At 52.6% G+C, this 20,867-nt stretch carries 22 protein-coding genes; 10 read left to right on the plus strand and 12 right to left on the minus strand.

Translation table 11 applies throughout. The annotated features are described in order from the left end of the window. Positions 1 to 15 precede the first annotated feature (15 nt). Positions 16 to 723, minus strand: coding sequence for a septum site-determining protein MinC (gene minC, locus ACLJQD_RS06170; RefSeq protein WP_000072527.1), 708 nt, complete (start codon positions 721 to 723; stop codon positions 16 to 18). Between the two features lie 125 nt (positions 724 to 848). Here minC and ACLJQD_RS06175 point away from each other — a divergent pair, with 125 nt between their 5' ends. The 5 genes from ACLJQD_RS06175 (at position 849) to ACLJQD_RS06195 (ending at position 3,244) form a co-directional block, all read left to right on the plus strand. Further along, positions 849 to 1,142 carry a YcgL domain-containing protein gene (locus ACLJQD_RS06175; protein ID WP_001525604.1) on the plus strand — a complete coding sequence of 98 codons (294 nt, stop codon included), beginning with the start codon at positions 849 to 851 and terminating at the stop codon, positions 1,140 to 1,142. Positions 1,143 to 1,191: 49 nt separating this feature from the next. Next, entirely contained in the window at positions 1,192 to 1,851 is a 660-nt protein-coding gene (locus ACLJQD_RS06180; protein ID WP_001519895.1) for a fumarylacetoacetate hydrolase family protein, read from the plus strand. Positions 1,852 to 1,943: 92 nt separating this feature from the next. Continuing rightward, positions 1,944 to 2,390 (plus strand): YcgN family cysteine cluster protein, encoded by a 447-nt coding sequence (locus ACLJQD_RS06185; protein WP_001285703.1) that lies wholly within the window; start codon positions 1,944 to 1,946, stop codon positions 2,388 to 2,390. A gap of 351 nt (positions 2,391 to 2,741) precedes the next feature. Beyond that, complete coding sequence (locus tag ACLJQD_RS06190) at positions 2,742 to 2,879, plus strand: hypothetical protein (protein ID WP_001519337.1); 138 nt, start codon at positions 2,742 to 2,744, stop codon at positions 2,877 to 2,879. Positions 2,880 to 3,070: 191 nt separating this feature from the next. Beyond that, complete coding sequence (locus tag ACLJQD_RS06195) at positions 3,071 to 3,244, plus strand: GnsA/GnsB family addiction module toxin (protein WP_001083583.1); 174 nt, start codon at positions 3,071 to 3,073, stop codon at positions 3,242 to 3,244. A 70-nt stretch (positions 3,245 to 3,314) separates the two neighbouring features. Here ACLJQD_RS06195 and ACLJQD_RS06200 read toward each other — a convergent pair whose 3' ends face one another. From ACLJQD_RS06200 to nhaB, 3 genes are all read right to left on the minus strand, one after another. Beyond that, a complete protein-coding gene (locus ACLJQD_RS06200) occupies positions 3,315 to 3,656 on the minus strand; it encodes a DUF1971 domain-containing protein (RefSeq protein ID WP_000018967.1) in 342 nt (113 codons plus the stop codon). A gap of 107 nt (positions 3,657 to 3,763) precedes the next feature. Then, positions 3,764 to 4,294 carry a disulfide bond formation protein DsbB gene (gene dsbB / locus ACLJQD_RS06205; RefSeq protein WP_000943475.1) on the minus strand — a complete coding sequence of 177 codons (531 nt, stop codon included), beginning with the start codon at positions 4,292 to 4,294 and terminating at the stop codon, positions 3,764 to 3,766. Between the two features lie 141 nt (positions 4,295 to 4,435). Further along, positions 4,436 to 5,980 carry a Na(+)/H(+) antiporter NhaB gene (gene nhaB, locus ACLJQD_RS06210; protein WP_017441976.1) on the minus strand — a complete coding sequence of 515 codons (1,545 nt, stop codon included), beginning with the start codon at positions 5,978 to 5,980 and terminating at the stop codon, positions 4,436 to 4,438. Positions 5,981 to 6,199: 219 nt separating this feature from the next. Between nhaB and fadR the strand changes: the two genes are divergently transcribed. After that, positions 6,200 to 6,919: a fatty acid metabolism transcriptional regulator FadR gene (gene fadR / locus ACLJQD_RS06215; RefSeq protein ID WP_000234826.1), complete on the plus strand. Its 720-nt coding sequence runs from the start codon at positions 6,200 to 6,202 to the stop codon at positions 6,917 to 6,919. Positions 6,920 to 6,965: 46 nt separating this feature from the next. Here the strand turns inward: fadR and ACLJQD_RS06220 are convergent, their stop codons facing one another. Beyond that, a complete protein-coding gene (locus ACLJQD_RS06220; protein WP_000190832.1) occupies positions 6,966 to 8,498 on the minus strand; it encodes a SpoVR family protein in 1,533 nt (510 codons plus the stop codon). Between the two features lie 322 nt (positions 8,499 to 8,820). On the opposite strand from ACLJQD_RS06220, the gene ACLJQD_RS06225 reads away from it, so the two are divergent. Together ACLJQD_RS06225 and dadX are read left to right on the plus strand one after the other, a co-directional pair. Further along, positions 8,821 to 10,119 carry a D-amino acid dehydrogenase gene (locus tag ACLJQD_RS06225; RefSeq protein ID WP_017441977.1) on the plus strand — a complete coding sequence of 433 codons (1,299 nt, stop codon included), beginning with the start codon at positions 8,821 to 8,823 and terminating at the stop codon, positions 10,117 to 10,119. Between the two features lie 13 nt (positions 10,120 to 10,132). Then, positions 10,133 to 11,203: a catabolic alanine racemase DadX gene (gene dadX, locus ACLJQD_RS06230; RefSeq protein WP_000197909.1), complete on the plus strand. Its 1,071-nt coding sequence runs from the start codon at positions 10,133 to 10,135 to the stop codon at positions 11,201 to 11,203. 62 nt (positions 11,204 to 11,265) lie between these two features. Here dadX and ACLJQD_RS06235 read toward each other — a convergent pair whose 3' ends face one another. Continuing rightward, positions 11,266 to 12,999, minus strand: a complete 1,734-nt coding sequence (locus ACLJQD_RS06235) for a potassium/proton antiporter (protein ID WP_000338376.1) — start codon at positions 12,997 to 12,999, stop codon at positions 11,266 to 11,268. 96 nt (positions 13,000 to 13,095) lie between these two features. Then, on the minus strand, positions 13,096 to 14,010 hold the full coding sequence (ldcA, locus tag ACLJQD_RS06240; protein ID WP_017441978.1) for a muramoyltetrapeptide carboxypeptidase: 915 nt from the start codon (positions 14,008 to 14,010) through the stop codon (positions 13,096 to 13,098). Between the two features lie 170 nt (positions 14,011 to 14,180). Between ldcA and emtA the strand changes: the two genes are divergently transcribed. Further along, positions 14,181 to 14,792: a membrane-bound lytic murein transglycosylase EmtA gene (emtA, locus tag ACLJQD_RS06245; protein ID WP_000776974.1), complete on the plus strand. Its 612-nt coding sequence runs from the start codon at positions 14,181 to 14,183 to the stop codon at positions 14,790 to 14,792. A gap of 13 nt (positions 14,793 to 14,805) precedes the next feature. Here emtA and ycgR read toward each other — a convergent pair whose 3' ends face one another. Further along, positions 14,806 to 15,540: a flagellar brake protein YcgR gene (gene ycgR / locus ACLJQD_RS06250; RefSeq protein ID WP_000017418.1), complete on the minus strand. Its 735-nt coding sequence runs from the start codon at positions 15,538 to 15,540 to the stop codon at positions 14,806 to 14,808. A 168-nt stretch (positions 15,541 to 15,708) separates the two neighbouring features. On the opposite strand from ycgR, the gene ACLJQD_RS06255 reads away from it, so the two are divergent. Then, entirely contained in the window at positions 15,709 to 15,963 is a 255-nt protein-coding gene (locus ACLJQD_RS06255; protein ID WP_000511320.1) for a GlsB/YeaQ/YmgE family stress response membrane protein, read from the plus strand. Between the two features lie 62 nt (positions 15,964 to 16,025). Here the strand turns inward: ACLJQD_RS06255 and ACLJQD_RS06260 are convergent, their stop codons facing one another. The 4 genes from ACLJQD_RS06260 to appB all read right to left on the minus strand — a co-directional run bounded on the left by ACLJQD_RS06260 (position 16,026) and on the right by appB (position 20,859). Further along, on the minus strand, positions 16,026 to 17,738 hold the full coding sequence (locus ACLJQD_RS06260; protein ID WP_017441979.1) for an alpha,alpha-trehalase: 1,713 nt from the start codon (positions 17,736 to 17,738) through the stop codon (positions 16,026 to 16,028). Positions 17,739 to 17,951: 213 nt separating this feature from the next. Then, positions 17,952 to 19,226, minus strand: coding sequence for a Glu/Leu/Phe/Val family dehydrogenase (locus tag ACLJQD_RS06265; RefSeq protein WP_001526439.1), 1,275 nt, complete (start codon positions 19,224 to 19,226; stop codon positions 17,952 to 17,954). Positions 19,227 to 19,620: 394 nt separating this feature from the next. Continuing rightward, entirely contained in the window at positions 19,621 to 19,710 is a 90-nt protein-coding gene (gene cbdX / locus ACLJQD_RS06270) for a cytochrome bd-II oxidase subunit CbdX (RefSeq protein WP_000270301.1), read from the minus strand. 12 nt (positions 19,711 to 19,722) lie between these two features. Then, the gene (gene appB / locus ACLJQD_RS06275) at positions 19,723 to 20,859 is read right to left on the minus strand and encodes a cytochrome d ubiquinol oxidase subunit II (protein WP_000888110.1); all 1,137 of its coding nucleotides are present in this window, start codon (positions 20,857 to 20,859) and stop codon (positions 19,723 to 19,725) included. Between the last annotated feature and the right edge of the window lie 8 nt (positions 20,860 to 20,867).

Here is a 20,867-nt window from a genome sequence, read left to right on the forward strand (position 1 = left end):
CTTGTTAAAAAGGGATCAATTCAACGGTTGAACTGTCAAAGCGTTGTCTGCTAAACGCAGGCGCGCCGCTTTGCCATAAAATTCTGCCGGGATTTTATCACTCAGCCAGTAAACACCTGCGATAGAGACCAGTTCTGCCGTCAGATGGGTACAAAAAATTTGCGCTTCCCGATCGCCGCTCGCCCCTGCCAGCGCGCGACCTCTCATCATGCCATAGACATGGATATTGCCGTCAGCGATAAGCTCTGCGCCAGCGCTGACGTGACTTGTAACAATCAGATCACATTGTGGAGCATAAATGCGCTGACCGGAACGAACCGGAACATCAATTAATCGCGTTTTTGTGATGGGATTAGCGTTTTGCGGCGGTTCGCTGGGCGTTGCCGGCTCAACGGGCGCAGGCCGAACCGCTTTCTCTTTACCTTCAGTCAGTAAAGGAAGCCCCATCCGATCGATTTCTACTTTCAGGCTGGCGTCTTTACAGCCGCTCACGCCGATAATGCGTAAGCCGGTTGAGGTCACGATCTTATGCAGTTCCGGCCAGTTTACCGGGCTTTCAAGACCGCTAACGTTAATAACGACAGGGGCGTGTTTTAAAAACGCAGGAGCCTGCGCTATTTTGTCTTCTAACGCCTGACGAATAACCTCTGGTTCCGCTTCATGCAAATGAACCACTGATAAGGTGAAGCTACTGCCTTTAAGCTCGATTGGCGTGTTTGACATCCTGGCCTTACTCAATTTGCTATTTATCATCTCCGATACGGAGTGATATTCCGAAGTCCAGAAGGCATGTTATAGTCAGTATTATATTGAGGCAAGTCACCATCCCGTTAATTCAGAGTAAAAGTATGTTTTGTGTGATCTATAGAAGTAGCAAGCGCGATCAAACCTATTTGTATGTCGAAAAAAAAGACGATTTTTCGCGGGTGCCTGAAGCGTTGATGAAAGGATTCGGTCAGCCGCAGTTAGCGATGATGCTGCCGCTTGATGGACGTAAAAAATTAGTCAATGCCGAGCTCGAAAAAGTAAAACAGGCGTTAAGCGAGCAGGGCTATTATTTACAATTGCCGCCGCCGCCGGAAGATTTGCTGAAACAACATCTTTCTTCGGTGGGACAAAATACGTCGCCCGCTGACCGTTAAACGGTATTCGGCGCCGCGCCTGAATTCCATCATGATCTTAGGGGAAAATATGTATCAACATCGTAACTGGCAAGGTGCCTTGCTTGATTACCCGGTAAGTAAAGTGGTCTGCGTGGGCAGTAATTACGCAAATCACATTAAGGAGATGGGCAGCGCGACGCCGGAAGAACCCGTGCTTTTTATCAAGCCGGAAACCGCATTGTGTGATATTCGCCAGCCGCTGGCGATTCCGGCGGATATGGGCGCTGTTCATCATGAAGTTGAGCTTGCCGTGCTGATTGGCGCAACGCTCCGCCAGGCGACCGAAGATCATGTACGTAAAGCGATAGCCGGTTATGGCGTGGCGCTTGATTTAACCCTGCGCGATATTCAAGGGAAAATGAAAAAGGCCGGACAGCCCTGGGAAAAAGCCAAAGGTTTTGATAACGCATGTCCGATTTCAGGCTTCATCCCTGTCGCGGCCTTCTGCGGCGATCCGCAAAATACGGTTATCGGGCTTAACGTTAATGGCGAGGTTCGCCAGCAAGGGTCGACCGCGGATATGATTCATCCTATTGTGCCTCTTATCGCCTATATGAGCCGCTATTTTACGCTCAAAGCCGGGGACGTGGTGCTAACCGGCACGCCGGCAGGCGTGGGGCCATTATTAAGCGGCGATGAGCTGGACATTCGTTTTAATGGCGAAACGTTGTCTACCCGCGTTCTGTAAAATCTGCTTGCCGCCTTCAGCGGCGGTAAAACTTGCATCTGCAGGCCAGACTGGTTATAAGGTGCAGCTTTAGTGCAATGGCGGATACTTTAATGAGCGATACACCTTTCTGGCAACGTAAAACCCTGGATGAAATGACCGATGCCGAGTGGGAGTCGCTGTGCGATGGCTGCGGTCAATGCTGCCTGCATAAGCTGATGGATGAAGATACAGATGAAATCTACTTCACCAACGTGGCGTGCAGGCAATTAAATATCAAAACGTGCCAGTGCCGCCATTATGAGCGCCGTTTTGAATTTGAACCCGACTGTATCAAACTCACTCGCGAAAATTTGCCAGACTTTGAATGGTTGCCGATGACCTGCGCCTACCGTTTGTTAGCGGAAGGTAAGCCCTTGCCGACGTGGCATCCGCTGCTGACTGGATCGAAAGCCGCTATGCATGGCGAGCGAATTTCTGTCCGTCATATCGCGGTTAAAGAATCTGAAGTACGGGACTGGCAGGATCATATTTTAAATAAACCGTCGTGGGCAGAATAAGTCTTCGGCAAAACGGCTGATTGTTTACAATTCTTTAATTTACGCCGGGCGGCCCCTGAAACCAGGAATTGCGTGCAAATTCCGTCACCTGGCGTTATCACCGCTTTCTATTCTTACCTGACGCGCCTTGTCGCTGCGCTCGCGCACGTATGGCGGCGACTCTATACTTTCAAAGCAGTATATCGCTGCCTATCCTGAGGAGTTACCCCATGAATAACCAACCGTTGCGCGTTTCAAAGGATCAGCCCAGGAAGCCTGATAAGACACCCGAAGACGAAGGAAAAAATCCAAAGAAAAACCAAAAGTAGTGCTGTAGGGTATCTTTAATAACTATGGTTCGTTGGAGGCTTTATGTCTGAACGTCCTGATTTAGTCGATCCATTACCAGAGGATGAGCCGCTTCCTGGTGAAAATATTCCGGATACGCCAGAGGGAGACGATCCTCTCGACCCGGATACCCAGAATGAGGTTGAAGATCCTCGTAGATAGCGTCTTGTGCTATTAACCAACCGCCTGATGCACCGTCTGTGCCAGGCGGTTTTTTACATCTTCTAAAGCGAAACATCCTGATAATCCTCAGAAAGATAGCCTATAATTTTTTGTACGTTAAAATAGTAGCGCGTCCATGACGACACTGTCTTATTGCGCTTAGCCGTTTGCGAGTTCAAAGGAGGAAATCAATGAACAGCGAAGAGTTGACACATAAAGCAGAAGAGGAAATCGCGGCACTCATTAGCAAAAAGGTCGCCGAACTACGGAAGAAAACCGGGCAAGAGGTTTCCGAAATAGAGTTCGTGCCGCGAGAAACGATGAAAGGGCTTGAGGGATACCACGTTAAAATTAAACTACTCTAGCGTTTAATTAGCGCCATTAATCACCTGGCTACTGGGCGGGACCCGCCCAGTGGTGACTGGTTTACCGATGTCAGGCTTTTTTCTGTTGATACATTTCCTCGCCCTGATGGTCTTCCTCTACCCAAAAATGAATGTTGAACCGCGCATCATCGCTCAGCTCTACCCGATGCCAGTATTGCGGCGGACTGGTGGCGAATTGCCCGGCATTAATCACCACTTTCACTTCTGGTTCTGTCGCGGTTTCATTCGCAAAGCCATAGTAGGTCACGGTGCCTTCCATCACGCAGAGTTGTCCGAAAACGCCTGCCGCTGTGTTGTGATGAGAGAGCAGTGCCGCCGGAACATTCTCTTTGGTGAAAAAGGGGGTAGAGCGTTTAACTTTCCAGTTTGCCGGGATGCGTAAGTGGGACATAAGACATCTCCCTGATGTGGTGATTAAAAGATGTATTTAATATACACCTTTTAATCACTGACAAACAACGCTTCGGGCAAAAAAACGCTCCCGAAGGAGCGTGTGTATCAACGACCGAACAGGTCGCGTTTTTTAGGCTTAAATGCCTGGGCTATGACGACGGCTATCGCCACCACAAGGTAAGCGGCAAAGATCCCCAACAGCCATTGCGGCATCTCCAGCGTTAAAAACGACCACTGGCGTTCGGCGCAATCACCGGATGCCACAAACACCTGCGGCAGCCATTTACCCAACGGCAACCAGTCTGGAAAGCGCGCCATAAAGTCACAGGTCATGAACGGCGAGGGATGCAACTGAATCATCGTATGTTCATACGCCAGTTGTAGACCCCGCCAGGCGCTGTAAATCCAGATAACCATCGCCACGTATCGCAGCGGCGTTTTCGGCGCTATTGCGCCGACCAGACCCGCGCCCATCACGCCAAACAGGGCGCAACGTTCGTAAATACATAGCACGCAAGGTTTAAGTAACATGACGTGCTGGAACCACAGCGCCACCATTTCCAGCGCCAGGGCGGTAAACGCCATCAGTAACCATGCGCCCCGACCCCGTGAGCACTGGTTTAAAAATCGCAACATAATAATTTCCCTGCAACATGCGTAGAGACCGCAGTGTAAACCAATTCAATTCGTGCGCCACTAGCGGGAAATGAAATAATGTGTAATTGGATAATTATCAGGCAAAAATCGGAGCCGGGCGGTGTATTGCCCGGCCAAACGTTACGAAAGCGTTGCTAACCATCCTGCCTGAGTCATCCATTCGGTGGCCGGCGCAAGAGTGAATTCGACGCACAGTAGCCCTATCAGGGTCAGTACGATAGTGTACGGTAACGCCATCCAGACCATACGGCCATAGGAGAGACGGATTAACGGCGCCAGCGCGGAGGTCAGCAGGAATAAGAATGCCGCCTGACCATTTGGCGTCGCTACCGATGGCAGGTTAGTACCGGTATTGATGGCCACGGCTAGCATCTCAAACTGTTTTAAGCTGATTGCGCCGTTTTCCATTGCCGCCTTCGCTTCGTTGATATAAATGGTGCCGACAAAGACGTTATCTGAGATGGAAGACAACAGGCCGTTAAAGAGATAGAACAGCGTTAGCTGCGCGTGTTCAGAGGCTTGCAAGACGAACTGAATAATCGGCGCGAAAAGATGTTGATCGATAATAACCGCCACAATGGAGAAGAAAACGGTTAACAGCGCAGTAAACGGCAGCGACTCGGTAAACGCTTTGCCGATGGCGTGTTCATCGGTTACACCCGTTAACGCGGTGGCCAGAATAATAACCGACAGACCAATCAGCCCCACCTCCGCGAGATGGAGGGCGAGGGCGGTAACCAGCCAGACGCCAATAATTGCCTGGACTATTAGTTTAATTTTATCCTGTCGGGTGCGCTTCTTACGGCTTTGATCGTCGAATTGCTGCAAGACGTCGCGGACTTTTTCGGGCAACGTTTCGCCATAGCCAAACCAGCGCATTTTCTCGACCAGCATACAGGTTAACAGTCCACATATCAGTACCGGGACGGTGACAGGCGACATCCGTAAAAAGAAGTCGCCGAAATGCCAGCCAGCCGCTTTAGCGATGATCAGGTTTTGCGGCTCCCCGACCATGGTCATGACGCCGCCCAGCGCCGTCCCCACGCCCGCATGCATCATCAGGCTACGCAAGAATCCGCGGAATTGCTCCAGCACCGTTTTGTAATGCGGATCGATATGGCTATCGTCCAGCATATCGTTCTCTTCGCCGCGCGATGAGGCCACACGATGGTAAATCCCGTAAAAACCGACGGCGACGCTGATCACCACCGCAACGACGGTAAGCGCGTCAAGAAAAGCCGACAAGAACGCGGCGGCGACGCAAAAGGCCAGCGACAGAACCATCTTCGAGCGGATACTGAGTAACAGACGGGTAAAAATAAATAGCAATAACTGCTTCATAAAGTAGATGCCTGCCACCATAAACATCAGCAGCAGCAAGACTTCCAGGTTGGCGGCAACCTCTTCACGTACATGGGCGGCGCTGGTCATGCCGATGATGACGGCTTCAATGGCCAGTAACCCGCCGGGCAGCAGGGGGTAACACTTTAACGCCATCGCCAGGGTGAAGATAAACTCTGCCACCAGCAGCCAACCGGCAATAAAGGGATTAGCTAAGAAAATGAATGGGTTAATAATTAAAAAGACAAGTAGTGCCAGTTTGTACCAGTCGGGCGACTGGCCTAAAAAGTTGCGCCACATGGCGCGACCCCATGAGATCTCCATGAAATTTTTCCTTACCTAGAAAAATGAAATAGCGTTTTTATGTTTAAACACAGAGAGTAGCGAGCGCGACGAATGCAAGCAAGTCCTTAACGATATTGGCAGGCGATATCAGAAATGGTGCCTTGATCCCCTTTTTCTTCATTGCGTCCGCTATCAGGTGTTACGCCCGTCTGGTATGATGAGTGCAACTATGTTTTGCTGTGTAATGGAAATCTCACTATGGTCATTAAGGCGCAGAGCCCGGCGGGTTTCGCGGAAGAGTATATTATTGAAAGTATCTGGAATAACCGCTTTCCTCCTGGCACGATCTTACCGGCAGAACGAGAACTCTCCGAACTGATCGGCGTGACGCGCACGACATTACGCGAGGTGTTACAGCGGCTGGCGCGAGATGGCTGGCTGACCATTCAGCATGGCAAACCGACAAAGGTTAATAATTTTTGGGAAACGTCAGGGCTGAATATCCTTGAAACGCTGGCCCGCCTTGATCATGAAAGCGTTCCGCAACTGATCGACAATTTGTTGTCGGTGCGTACCAATATTTCTACTATCTTTATTCGTACCGCGTTGCGTCAACACCCGGATAAGGCGCAGGAAGTGCTGGCCACTGCCCACGAAGTGGCCGACCATGCCGATGCATTCGCCGATCTGGACTATAACATCTTTCGTGGTCTGGCATTTGCCTCCGGCAATCCTATTTACGGCTTGATCCTGAACGGCATGAAAGGGTTATACACCCGCATTGGTCGCCACTATTTCGCCAATCCGGAAGCGCGCAGTCTGGCACTGGGTTTCTATCATAAATTATCGTCGTTATGCGAGCAGGGCGCGCACGACCAGGTGTATGAAACGGTGCGGCGTTACGGGCATGACAGCGGCGAGATTTGGCATCGGATGCAGAAAAATCTTCCCGGCGATTTAGCGATTCAGGGACGATAATCCCGCGATGCCCGGTAAGCGCAAACACTACCGGGCAGCATCTCGATTACAGCGTGTTCATGCGCGGCGGACAACGCTCCAGCAGTTCTACGCTGCCATCCTCATTTTGTTGCTCCAGCATCACATCAAAGCCCCATAACCGATGCACATGTTTCAGTACCTCTTTGCGGCCTTTATCCAGCGGCGCGCGGTTATGCGGGATATAACGCAACGTCAGCGATCTGTCGCCGCGTAAATCCACATTCCAGACCTGAATATTCGGCTCCAGGTTGCTCAGGTTATACTGTGACGACAGTTTTGATCGAATCTCCCGATAACCTTCTTCGTTATGAATGGCGGAGATCTCCAGATAATTATGCCTGTCATCATCAAGTACCGTGAAGAAACGGAAATCACGCATCACTTTTGGCGACAGGAACTGGCTGATAAAGCTTTCATCTTTAAAATCGCGCATGGCGAAGTGCAGCGTTTCCAGCCAGTCGGAACCGGCAATATCCGGAAACCAGTATTTATCTTCATCCGTGGGCGACTGACAAATACGTTTGATATCCTGGAACATGGCAAAGCCGAGCGCATAGGGGTTAATTCCGCTATACCAGGGGCTATTATAGGGCGGCTGAAATACGACATTGGTATGGCTGTGTAAAAACTCCAGCATAAAGCGTTCCGTCACTTTGCCTTCATCATACAGATGGTTCAGGATGGTGTAGTGCCAGAAGGTCGCCCAGCCCTCGTTCATGACCTGCGTCTGTTTCTGCGGATAAAAATACTGGCTGACTTTACGCACGATGCGCAGAATTTCGCGCTGCCACGGCTCGAGCAACGGGGCGTTTTTCTCCATAAAATAGAGCAGGTTTTCCTGCGGTTCAGCAGGAAAGCGGCGTGCTTCGGCGACAGTTTTTTCTTCCTCGCGTTTTGGCAGCGTGCGCCACAGCATATTCACCTGGCTTTGTAGATACTCTTCCCGGCTTTTTTGTCGCGCTTTCTCTTCCTGCAACGAGATTTTCTGCGGGCGCTTATAGCGATCGACGCCGTAATTCATCAGCGCGTGGCAGGAGTCGAGCAGTTTTTCTACTTCATCCACTCCGTAGCGTTCTTCACAGCGGGTAATGTAATTCCGGGCGAAAATCAGGTAATCGACGATAGAACTGGCATCCGTCCAGCTCCGGAAGAGATAATTATTTTTAAAAAAGGAGTTGTGGCCGTAACAGGCGTGCGCCATGACCAGCGCCTGCATGGTGATGGTGTTTTCTTCCATCAGGTAGGCAATGCAGGGATTAGAGTTGATCACAATTTCATAAGCCAGTCCTTGTTGACCATGCTTATACAGACGTTCCGTCTCAATGAACTTTTTGCCAAACGACCAGTGCGGATAGTTGATCGGCATCCCGACGCTGGAGTAGGCGTCCATCATCTGTTCGGAAGTGATGACTTCAATTTGGTGCGGGTAAGTATCCAGTTGGTAGAGTTTCGCCACGCGGTCTATCTCTGCCAGATAGACATCCAGCAGATCAAATGTCCAGTCGGGTCCATCGCTCAAACGTGTGGTGTCCTTGTTCATGGAATCAATCGTTGCCATTCGCGCACCCTCATTGTTGGCGACGCTCTCTGTATGGAGCGCCTCCTTTCAAGCATAGAACACCATGTTAAAAAACGACTTGATCGTGAAAACTTTTCTTTGCGATTTCCTCCACATTGAACGGCAAAAAAACGGGTATTGGCATCATTTTATGCTGTATAGCCATGCCGCGTAGCAGGAGATCCCAAACCAGTGGGATCGCTTGTCTTTAGGGTATATGTGAAGCACGTCACCATAAAAAAGTCATATGTTGAATAATATTTTCATCTGGGTTATCAAGATGTAATCAGAAGATTGTTCTTTTACTATTAACGGAGTGGCTATGCGAGTTGTCATCCTGGGGAGTGGCGTAGTTGGCGTGACCAGCGCCTGGTATTTGAGTCAGGCGGGGCATGATGTCACCGTTATCGATCGCGAATCCGGCCCGGCGCAAGAAACCAGCGCGGCGAATGCCGGACAAATTTCACCGGGATATGCGGCGCCCTGGGCGGCCCCTGGCGTACCGCTGAAGGCGATAAAATGGATGTTCCAGCGCCATGCGCCGCTGGCGGTGCGTCTGGATGGCACCCCGTTTCAACTGAAGTGGATGTGGCAAATGCTGCGTAACTGCGATACCCGGCATTATATGGAAAATAAAAGCCGCATGGTGCGTCTGGCGGAATATAGTCGCGACTGTCTGAAAACGCTACGCGCCGCGACCGGTATCGAATATGAAGGCCGCCAGGGGGGAACGCTGCAACTCTTTCGCACCGCGCAACAGTATGAGAACGCCACCCGTGATATCGCCGTGCTGGAAGATGCCGGGGTGCCGTATCAGCTCCTGGAATCCAGCCGACTGGCGGAAGTTGAACCCGCTCTGGCTGAGGTTGCGCATAAATTAACCGGCGGGCTGCGCTTACCGAATGATGAAACCGGGGACTGTCAGCTCTTTACCCAGCGTCTGGCGCGCATGGCGGAGCAGGCGGGCGTAACCTTTCGCTTTAATACTCCCGTGGAAAAATTACTGTACGAAAATGATCAGATTTACGGCGTGAAATGCGCCGATGAGATCATTAAAGCAGATGCGTATGTCATGGCGTTTGGATCGTATTCGACGGCGATGCTTAAAGGCATTGTTGATATCCCGGTGTATCCGCTGAAAGGCTATTCATTAACCATCCCAATCGTCGAGCCAGACGGCGCGCCGGTATCAACGATTCTTGATGAAACCTACAAAATCGCTATTACGCGTTTTGATAAGCGTATTCGCGTGGGGGGAATGGCGGAAATCGTGGGCTTTAATACCGACTTACTGCAACCGCGCCGCGAGACGCTGGAGATGGTTGTGCGCGATCTCTTTCCGCGCGGCGGTCATATTGAGCAGGCCACATTCTGGACCGGCCTGCGCCCCATGACGCCGGACGGCACGCCGGTAGTCGGACGTACCCGTTATAAAAATCTGTGGCTTAATACTGGACACGGCACCTTAGGCTGGACGATGGCCTGCGGTTCAGGCCAGTTGTTAAGCGATATCTTGTCGGGTCGTACGCCAGCGATACCCTACGACGATCTGAGCGTGGCGCGATACCGTTCCGATTTTACGCCCACCCGCCCGCAACGTTTGCATAGCGCGCATAACTGATAAAGGAAGTGAAATGACCCGCCCTATACAGGCCAGCCTTGATTTACAGGTAATGAAACAAAATTTGGCTATTGTGCGCCGGGCGGCCCCGGAGGCGCGCGTCTGGTCGGTAGTGAAAGCCAACGCCTACGGCCACGGTATTGAACGCGTCTGGAGCGCGCTGGGCGCCACAGATGGTTTCGCTATGCTCAACCTTGAAGAGGCGATTACCCTGCGTGAGCGCGGGTGGAAAGGGCCGATATTGATGCTGGAGGGGTTTTTCCATGCGCAAGACCTGGAGGCGTATGACACTTATCGGCTGACCACCTGCATCCACAGTAACTGGCAGTTGAAAGCGCTGCAAAATGCGCGGCTTAACGCGCCGCTGGATATCTATGTCAAAGTCAACAGCGGCATGAACCGACTCGGTTTTCAGCCTGAGCGGGCGCAGACCGTCTGGCAGCAATTGCGGGCAATGCGCAATGTCGGTGAAATGACCCTGATGTCACATTTCGCTCAGGCCGATCATCCGGAAGGTATCGGGGAGGCGATGAGGCGTATTGCGCTGGCGACGGAAGGCCTTCAATGTTCATACTCGTTATCAAATTCGGCAGCGACGCTGTGGCATCCCCAGGCGCATTATGACTGGGTCAGGCCGGGCATTATTTTGTACGGCGCGTCGCCGTCAGGACAGTGGCGGGATATTGCCGATACCGGACTAAAACCTGTGATGACGCTGAGTAGCGAAATTATTGGCGTGCAGACGCTGAGCGCGGGTGAAAGGGTAGGCTATGGCGGAGGGTATTCTGTGACTCAGGAACAACGCATTGGCATCGTCGCGGCGGGTTATGCCGATGGCTATCCACGCCATGCGCCGACCGGGACGCCTGTGCTGGTGGACGGTATCCGTACCAGAACAGTAGGCACCGTTTCAATGGATATGCTGGCGGTGGATTTGACGCCGTGTCCGCAGGCGGGAATCGGCACGCCGGTTGAATTATGGGGCAAAGAAATTAAGGTCGATGATGTCGCTTCTGCGGCAGGCACGCTGGGCTATGAGCTACTGTGCGCCGTAGCGCCGCGCGTGCCGTTTGTGACAACGTAACCTAACTCAGGCTAAGGCGTCGACCGGTCCACCTGGGGGCGGGTCGACGTTGTCCGGCGACCTTATTCTGCTTCATCTTCGGCGACGCGCACCCCAATCTTGCGTACCACGTTATCTTCTTTTTCAGCTACCGTCCAAATCATGCCGCCAAACTCCACCTGATCGCCGACGACCGGCGCAGCGCCCAGCAGTTGCTGTATGATTTCACCCAGGGTTTGTTGTTTATCCCGGTATTCCGTTCCTTCTTCCAGCCCGTAGATAAGCGCCACGTCGGCGAATTTCGCATTCGCTTCGAGGATAAAATCGCCAAAGAAACGCTGATCTAACGAAACCGGCGGCGACTGGCTAAACAATTTGCCCAGCGCTGGCAGATCGCGCTCCCGGCCAATCACGCAGAGTACGTCGCCTTCCTGCAGGCGAGTGCTACCCGTGGGGTGAAACAGTTCATTATTGCGAAATAGCGCGGCAATGCGGGTTTCGTTCGGCATATGCAGGTCGCGCAACGCCGCGCCGACGCACCATTTGTCGGCGCTCAACTGATAGATGAATTGCTCCCACGGATTATCAGGATGGATGTCAAGCCCCACGCGCGATACTGGCCAGCCAACCGGAGGCACGACCACTTTGGCTCTCTTCGCCGCCCATGACAGCGATGTTCCCTGCAGGAGCAGCGACACCAGTACCACAAAGAAAGCGACATTAAAGAACAGGCGAGCGTTTTCAAGCCCGGCCATCATCGGGAAAACGGCGAGAATAATCGGCACCGCGCCGCGCAGTCCGACCCAACTGATGAAAATGCGCTCCCGAAGATTGAAGCCGCGAAATGGCAGCAGGCCGGTAAACACCGACAGTGGGCGGGCGAAGAAAATCATCCAGATAGAGAGAATAAGCGCAGGGACGGCAATCGGCCACAGATCGGAAGGCGTCACCAGCAGTCCCAGGACCAGGAACATCGCGATCTGCGCCAGCCAGGCCAGTCCGTCAAAGTTTTGCAGGATGCCGTAACGGTTGCGAATCGGACGGTTTCCTAACAGGAATCCGCACAGATAGACCGCGAGAATGCCGCTGCCTTCAAGCGCGGTCGTCAAAGCAAAAATCAGAATACCGCCGCTGAGCGCCAGCATCGGATACAGGCCGCTGGGCAGAGAAATACGGTTGATCATCTGCTGTAGCAGGTAACCGCCGCCGAGGCCAAAAACAATACCGAGACCGAACTGTTGGATAATATGGACGGCAAACATCCAGTCCAGGCCGGTTTCATGCTTCTGGATCATCTCAATTAATGTAATGGTCAGAAAAACGGCCATCGGGTCGTTACTTCCCGATTCGATCTCCAGCGTGGAGCCTACACGTTCGTTTAGCCCTTTGCCGCCAAGCAGAGAAAAGACCGCTGCGGCGTCAGTTGAACCGACTATCGCGCCGATAAGCAGACCTTCGATAAGATCCAGATGAAACAGCCAGGCGGCCATCATACCTGTTAACCCCGACGTGATCAGCACGCCGAGCGTCGCCAGCGACAGCGCGGGGCCCAGCGCTACCCGGAAAGAGCTGGCCTGGGTGCGCATGCCGCCATCGAGTAAAATAATCGCCAGCGCCAGGTTACTGACCATATAAGCGAAAGGATAATTATCGAAAGGAATACCGCCAATGCCATCCACACCCGCTAACATCCCAATGGCGAGGAAAATGACCAGAATCGGGATACCCAGTCGCGATGAGAATGAACTTAACAGGATACTGCTGGTTACAAGGATGGAACCTAAAATAAATAGACTAATAATTGTTGCAGCATCCAACGTTTTATATCTCCTGACTCACACGACTTCGTATTATTTAACATTAACATAATAACGGCCAGGGCAGCGTTTTACTTAGCCTGTCGGGGACTTTTTTTACAATTGCAGCGTAGGATGTCCAGATAAAGTGAGTTGAGTCCCCTGGCGCGTATTTTTAAGCGTCGCGTTTGCCCCGATAGGGAGCGTCACCGTACGCTGTTCATGCCCGAAGTCGAGACCGGTAATCAGCGGAACGGACAGACGAGAACGTAAAAACGCGTAGACGCTTTCCAGAGAATAGCCGGCGTCATACTCGTTGGGCGCCGCGCCGCTAAAGCTGCCGAGAACGATGGCGCTCTGACGGTTTAGAATTCCGGCGTACTCCAGTTGCAAAAGCATACGCTCCACCCGGAAAGGATGCTCATTGACATCTTCCAGCACTAAAATTCCTTTATCGATAGTCGGCATCCAGGCCGTACCGATAAGGGAAATCAACATCGCCAGATTTCCGCCCCATAAGGTGCCCTGTACGTCGCACTGAGGGCCGTCGCCTTGCCACTCTACGGTAAATTGCGCCTTGCGTAGCGCCAGCCAGAAATGTTGCTCGGTGAACGTATTCAGCGTTTCGGCGCCAAAATTTGCCGCCAGCATAGGACCGCTAAAGGTGATGACATTGGCCTGCGCCAGGAGTCCAGCCTGAATCGCCGTAAAATCGCTATGACCGCAAATCAGTAAGGGATTGCGCTGTTGCCGGGAGGCGAGCGCCTGCCAGTCGATACGATCCAGCAAGCGGCTGGCGCCATAGCCGCCGCGAACCGGCATGACGATCGTATCCGGCGAAGTTAGCGAGGCCAGCGAATTAACATCGGCCAGTCGTTCCGCGTCCGTACCGGCAAAACGCTGATAGCGGCGACGAATCACCTCGTCATTCTCCACCTGATGACCCGCGTCAGTCAGGCGCTGAACGCCGCGGAACGCGGCCTGTTGGTTAATACAGTAGCCCGAGGGGGCGATTAAATGAAACAAAGACATGGTAATTCCTTGCTGACAATAGAATGCAAATGTATATCATGCCGCATATATTAGGCGATGTCCCTCGTTGTGCGACGTTTCTGGATGCGCACCAGGGAGGCAACCTAAGTGCCTGGCCGGGGCGGTATGACCTCTTCGGCAGATAAGTTACGGCTATAAGGATAGATGACGTGAAATTAAGATGGTTTGCTTTTTTGGTAGTAATACTGGCTGGCTGTAGCTCAAAACAGGATTACAGGAATCCGCCGTGGAATGCCGAAGTGCCTGTAAAGCGTGCGATGCAGTGGATGCCCATCAGTGAAAAAGCCGGGGCGGCATGGGGGGTTGATCCACATTTAATCACCGCGATTATCGCCATTGAATCCGGCGGCAACCCTAACGCGGTCAGTAAGTCCAATGCGATTGGCCTGATGCAGTTAAAGGCGTCGACCTCCGGGCGCGACGTTTACCGTCGTATGGGTTGGCGTGGCGAACCGACCACCAGTGAGCTGAAAAACCCTGAGCGTAACATCTCAATGGGCGCGGCGTATCTGAGCATTCTGGAAAATGGGCCGCTGGCCGGCATCAAAGATCCGCAGGTGATGCAATATGCGCTGGTCGTCTCTTATGCTAACGGCGCAGGCGCGTTATTGCGTACTTTTTCATCCGACAGGAAGAAGGCGATAGAAAAAATTAACGATCTGGATGCGGACGAGTTTTTTGAGCATGTTGTTGATAATCATCCCGCGCCGCAGGCGCCGCGCTATATCTGGAAGCTTCAGCAGGCGCTGGACGCCATGTAGTTTAGCGTGAAGATTATTCTCGCACTTTATTCGCTCTTTCTCGGGCCTCGCGCTCAAGCGAAAAAATAATCCGCTGCAACTCTCGCTCCACCGCCGGGCTAACGTTAAGGAAACGAAAGCTCAGGCGGGGAGTGGTGATCGTTTCATTTTTCCCATCAATCACCTTACGCTCGCTGATGGCGATAAGCTGGGCGTCAACGTGAAGAATCCCCCATGGCCCCATGTTCAGTTCAACCTGCGAAAAGCGTGCGCCTTCGATTAGTCCGTCGGGGATGGCGGATTCCAGTAGCGCGCCCATGCCGCCCAGGGAAAGATCAAACAGGCGAAAACGTAACGTACGGGTGTCCGGTAGCGTGGTGACGCCGTAATAAGGCGGATACAGCGGCGCGCCAATGCGAAAATACTCCCGGCGCTGGACAAACCACAGTGACGACGGCAGGGGCGTGATAAAGGCCGGCAGCCGCTGATATTCGCCTGTAACGAGTTGCGGCAACGTGAACTCGACTTTTGCGCCCTGCGTTTCTGCGATAATGGCTACCTGCCCGGCACGTAATACGGCGCTATTTTCGTATTCCTGGCTGCCGTAATCCACGATGAGTTTTTCCGGGTCTACCGCCAAAATTTTACTGATGAATTGACCATGCGCCCATGAAATACGCAGTGGAACCTGATTTTTATTTAAATCCCGTAGCACGCCTAATATCGCTAATGGATTTTTTTTCAGGAACTGCTCATTGTAACCACTCACACGAAATAACCCCTGATACGCAGACTATCGTTGGGTTATCGGCATCAGTAGAAAGAACTTAATAGCGATAAATAAATTTTTATGTCCGCGAGATAAATCAGTGTTCAGAAATGCGACGCTCGACTTTGCCTATACTTAAAACGTTTTTACTGGAAAGAGGGTTTGCAAATGGGAATTATCGCCTGGATTATTTTTGGTTTGATTGCCGGCGTTATCGCCAAATTGCTTATGCCGGGGCGCGATGGCGGGGGATTTATCCTGACCTGTATTCTCGGTATCGTCGGGGCGGTCGTTGGCGGATGGCTGGCGACGATGTTTGGTATTGGCGGCAGTATCAGCGGCTTTAATCTGCACAGTTTCCTGGTCGCCGTGGTGGGCGCGATTGTGGTGCTGGTGATTTTCCGCCTTCTGCGACGCGGCTAACCGCTGCAAAACGTGTAAGCGTTGACCCGGTCAGCGCCGGGTCAACCTACTATAAACACGCGTTACTGCGTCGCTGCAGACGGCGTTTTTGTCGGCGTTGCGCTTAACGATGCCGGACGAGTAGACGGTACGCTATCACACGGTTTTTCCTGCGGACAAATCAGATCGAGCATTTTCAGCGTCACGCCGTTGGTCCAGCCAAAGCCGTCCTGAAGTGGATATTCGCCGCCGCCACCGCCGGTTCCGGTGCTGCTGACATCATATTTTTCGACCAGTTTTTTCTCGCGATCGTAGGTGTGCTGCACATTGGTTAAAAAGCGCCAGGTGACTTCCATTGCCACGTCATCCTGCCCATAATTTTGCAATCCTTCGGCAGCGACCCATTGTAACGGCGCCCAGCCGTTTGGCGCATCCCACTGCTGTCCGCTTTTAACCGAGGTGGTAGCCAGCCCGCCAGGCTGTAGCAGATGCGCCTGGGCCGCCGCCGCCACTTTCGCGGCGCGATCTTTCGCGGCGGCGTTTACATAGAGCGGGAACAGTGCGGCAGCGGTGAGTTGGTCACGGATTTTATTGTTCTGCAGATCGTAGTCGGCATACCAACCCTCTTTGTTATTCCACAGATGCATTTCAATGGCTTTTTGCCGCGCGTTGGCCAGCGTATCATATTGCGAGGCTTTGGCCCGATCGCCCGCCGCAGCGCTGGCGCGGGCGAGGGTTTTCTCCAGCTGATACAGCAGAGCGTTAAGATCGACAGGGACAATCGTGGTGGTACGGATGGTACTGAGCTGCTGCGGATTATCCATCCAGCGGGAGCTGAAATCCCAGCCGGAGGCGGCGGCAGAGCGGAGGTCTCGATAGATCTCCGTTGCCGGGCGGTTGGGGTTGCTTTTGGCGGTAGCGATATCTTCAACCCAGGATTCAGGGCGGGGGGTATCCCGATCGTCCCAGTAGCGGTTGAGAACGCTGCCGTCTTCCAGTTTGACGACGCGTTGGTTTTGTTGCCCTGGCTGCAATGTCTCAACGCCCTCCATCCAGTAGGCGTACTCTTTTTGCAGTTGCGGCAGGTATTCTTTCAGCGCATCGTCACCTTCATGTTGCGCCAGTAACTCAACCATAAACGCAAAGAAAGGCGGCTGCGAACGACTCAGGTAGTAGGTACGGTTGCCGTTAGGAATATGCCCCCAAGCGTCAATTTCGTAACCAAAGTTCGCCACCATATCCGCCACCTTATCCCAGTGCCCGCTTTCCGCCAGCCCCAGCATCGTAAAGTAGCTGTCCCAGTAGTAAATCTCTCTGAATCGCCCACCCGGTACGACATAGGATTCAGGCAACGGCAAGAGCGAGTCCCACTTTTCGACGTTTTTAGTTGAACGTGTCAGCACCGGCCACAGGCCATCAATATGTTCACGCAATGACTGCCCGGCAGGCGGGACATATTTTTCACCCGCTTTCGGCAGGGTGAAGTTAACATCAACAAAATGACGTAAATCGAAGCCGGACTGGTTCCGCTGCATACGATAATCCGCAAGAATCATGAGCGGATCGCTATTAGGTATGGCGTCAGCAAAGGTTTTCTGATCGGGGAAGAGTTTTGCATTCTGGACATCATTAAAGAGCGGGCCAAGCAAAATATCCGGCGGCTGCGGAGTTTCAGTGTCGGAAGACGGGTCTGCGGCAGTCGCCGAAAACGATGCAAACGTCAGCAGCGTCCCTGCCAGCGCCAGTTTTATGGCTTTCTGCAGTAGAACAGAACGGCGAATCTCTGGGGGTATCATCAAGTTATCTCCTTAGCGGTGAGCCAAAGCCAACGGCATTTACCATGACAAAACCTTAGTCTACGATGACCAGATACGCGTGATTGAACCGCTATTTTGCGAACAAACAGACATTTTATTGAGACAGAATTTATCGGCGCGCGCGTGGAAAACGGGGGATACAGACAAAAAATCCACGCCGGGACGTGGATTTTAGCGCAATAACTTGTAGCCTTAACCCGGATAGATACCGCGATCTTTACGGGCCAACAGAATGCGCTCACAGGCGACAATATAGGCTGCGGTGCGCAGAGAACAGGATTTCTCAGCCGCTTTCTCCCAGACATGGACAATCGCGTCGGTCATGATTTTGTCCATGCGCGCGTTGATCTCTTCTTCGCTCCAGAAGAAGCTGGCCATATCTTGTACCCATTCGAAGTAGCTGACGGTTACGCCGCCTGCGTTACAGACCACGTCAGGCACCACAAGGATACCACGGCTGGCCAGAACATCATCAGCATCCGGATAGGTCGGGCCGTTAGCCCCTTCCAGCACCAGCTTACACGTCAGGGCTTCCGCGCGCTGACGAGTTATCTGACCTTCAAGCGCCGCCGGGATCAGAATATCCATCTCCAGACGCCAGAACGCATCGCTGGCGATAGTTTCCGCGCCCGGGAAACCGGCTATCTGTTTGTGTTCTGTCTGCCATGCCGTGAGCGCCTTCATGTCAATACCGGTGGCGTTAAACAGGGTCGCGGTATGATCCTGAATCGCCACGACACGGGCGCCAGCGCCTGCAAACAGACGCGCGGCTTCGCTGCCGACGTTACCAAAACCCTGAACCGCAACGCGAGCGCCTTCAACAGCAATATTCGCCCGACGTGCGGCTTCCAGCCCGCTGACGAAAACGCCGCGCCCCGTCGCTTTTTCACGGCCCAGCGAACCGCCAAGATGGATAGGCTTACCGGTGACGACGCCAGTGACCGTCGTGCCATGATTCATGGAATACGTATCCATCATCCAGGCCATCACTTTACCGTTGGTGCCGACATCCGGCGCAGGAATATCTTTCTGCGGCCCGATGATAATGCCGATCTCGCTGGTATAGCGGCGGGTCAAACGCTCCAGTTCACCTTCCGACAGCGAGAACGGATCGACGCGGATGCCGCCTTTGGCGCCGCCGTATGGCAGATTCAGCGCGGCACATTTGATGGTCATCCATGCTGACAGGGCCATCACTTCATTGAGATCAACGTCAGGATGGTAGCGAACACCGCCTTTACCCGGACCTCGGGAGAGGTTGTGCTGCACGCGATATCCTTCGAAATGACGAATAGTGCCATCATCCATTTGTACCGGAATATCGACGATCAGAGCGCGTTTTGGGTGGCGCAGAGTATCCACCCAGGGGGATAACTCGCCCAGATAAGGGGCCACACGCTCGATTTGTTGCAGGTAGGTATTCCAGGCAGATGTGCTGCTATCTGAAGCGTAAGATAACTTATCCATGATAAACCTTAGTGATAAAAGTAATATGTTCTTTAATTGACCGTGGTACATAGTAGATCACACCATGTAGCGATAAATTTAACACTTTTTTAAACAATTAACTCAGATCAAAAATGGCAGGCAGTTGGATTTTCGTTATGATTTTGGATGGGAAGTGGTTAACTATCCGCTATAAGAGGTGATATGTCGCTAATTATGCGATTAATTGCTTAAATATGCGTGATATGTGCAAGGCGGCTATTTGTCATAATTATGACGCACCTCTAAAAGTAAAAATTATGATAACGACATGTATCAATGTTATGTCGTCCTGTCGGTGGGGAAACGTCTTCGCCAGGCGCGTAAAAAGATAAAAATAACCGGAGTCAGACGGCGCTGACCCCGGTTTACCTCTTTATTGTTGACGCGACTCAAGCCACACCAGCGCCAGCGTCGACAGTGAGCACATCAGCAGAATGCCGACAAACCACAGTAAATACCACATCGCTCTCGCTCCCTAATAAAGTTCATGATCGTTGCGGCGGAGGGTCTCCAGGTTGATACGCCCCAACATTTTGTAATAGCTCCACAGCGTATAGAGCAGTACGATCGGCAGAAAAATCAGCACAATCACCAGCATGATTTCGAGCGTCATCTGGCTGGAGGTGCTGTCCCACACCGTCAGGCTGGAGAGAGGACTAACACTCGACGGCATCACAAAAGGAAATAGCGTTATGCCGGCGGTAAAGATGACGCAGGCCTGGGTCAGGGAAGCGAACAGAAATCCACGAATAGTCTGACCGCGAAGGCAGGCATAGAAAGCCAGAATCGGCAGGATCATACCGAGCAACGGGATGATGAGCAGTAGCGGCGAGCGTATAAAGTGGTTCATCCATGCGCCAGGGAGTATCGCCACGCCTTTTAAGAGCGGATTGGAAGGGCCGTTGGCATCTTGCGTGAGTAAGACAAAGCCATCAACGCCGGCCCACAGCCAGTAACCGGCCAGCAGGAAGCAGATCACGATCAGCAGCGCGCTGTGGCGGGTGGCCGACAGAGCCCGTTGACGAATAACGCCCTCCGTTTTCAACTGTAACCAGACGCCTCCTTGCATAATCACCAACGACAGACTCAATAATCCACACAGTAGGGCAAAGGGCGAGAGTAACTGCCAGAAGGTGCCAAAATAGTCAACATGAAGCTGCGGCGTGAAGGCAAACGGCACGCCTAAAAACAGGTTGCCGAACGCGATACCGAATACGACTGGGGGAACCAGGCTGCCGATAACCAGACCGGTATCCCACAGCGCGCGCCAGCGGGCATTGGCGATTTTTCCCCGATAATCAAAGGCCAGCGGGCGAAAGAAGAGGGCACACAGCACCAGGATCATCGCCACATAAAAACCGGAAAACGCGGCGGCATAGACCCGTGGCCAGGCGGCGAATAATGCCCCGCCCGCGAGAATCAACCATACCTGGTTTCCTTCCCAGTGGGCGCCGACGCTATTGATCAACACCCGGCGTTCGTCATCGTTGCGCGCTATCAGCGGGAGCAGGCAACCGACACCCATATCGAACCCGTCAGTTACCATAAATGCTACCAGGATGACGCCGATCAGCAGCCACCAAATGAACCGCAACGTTTCATAATCCAACATGATTGTCT

The organism is Salmonella sp. SAL04214 (genome assembly GCF_046550615.1).
Lineage (GTDB): Bacteria > Pseudomonadota > Gammaproteobacteria > Enterobacterales > Enterobacteriaceae > Salmonella > Salmonella enterica.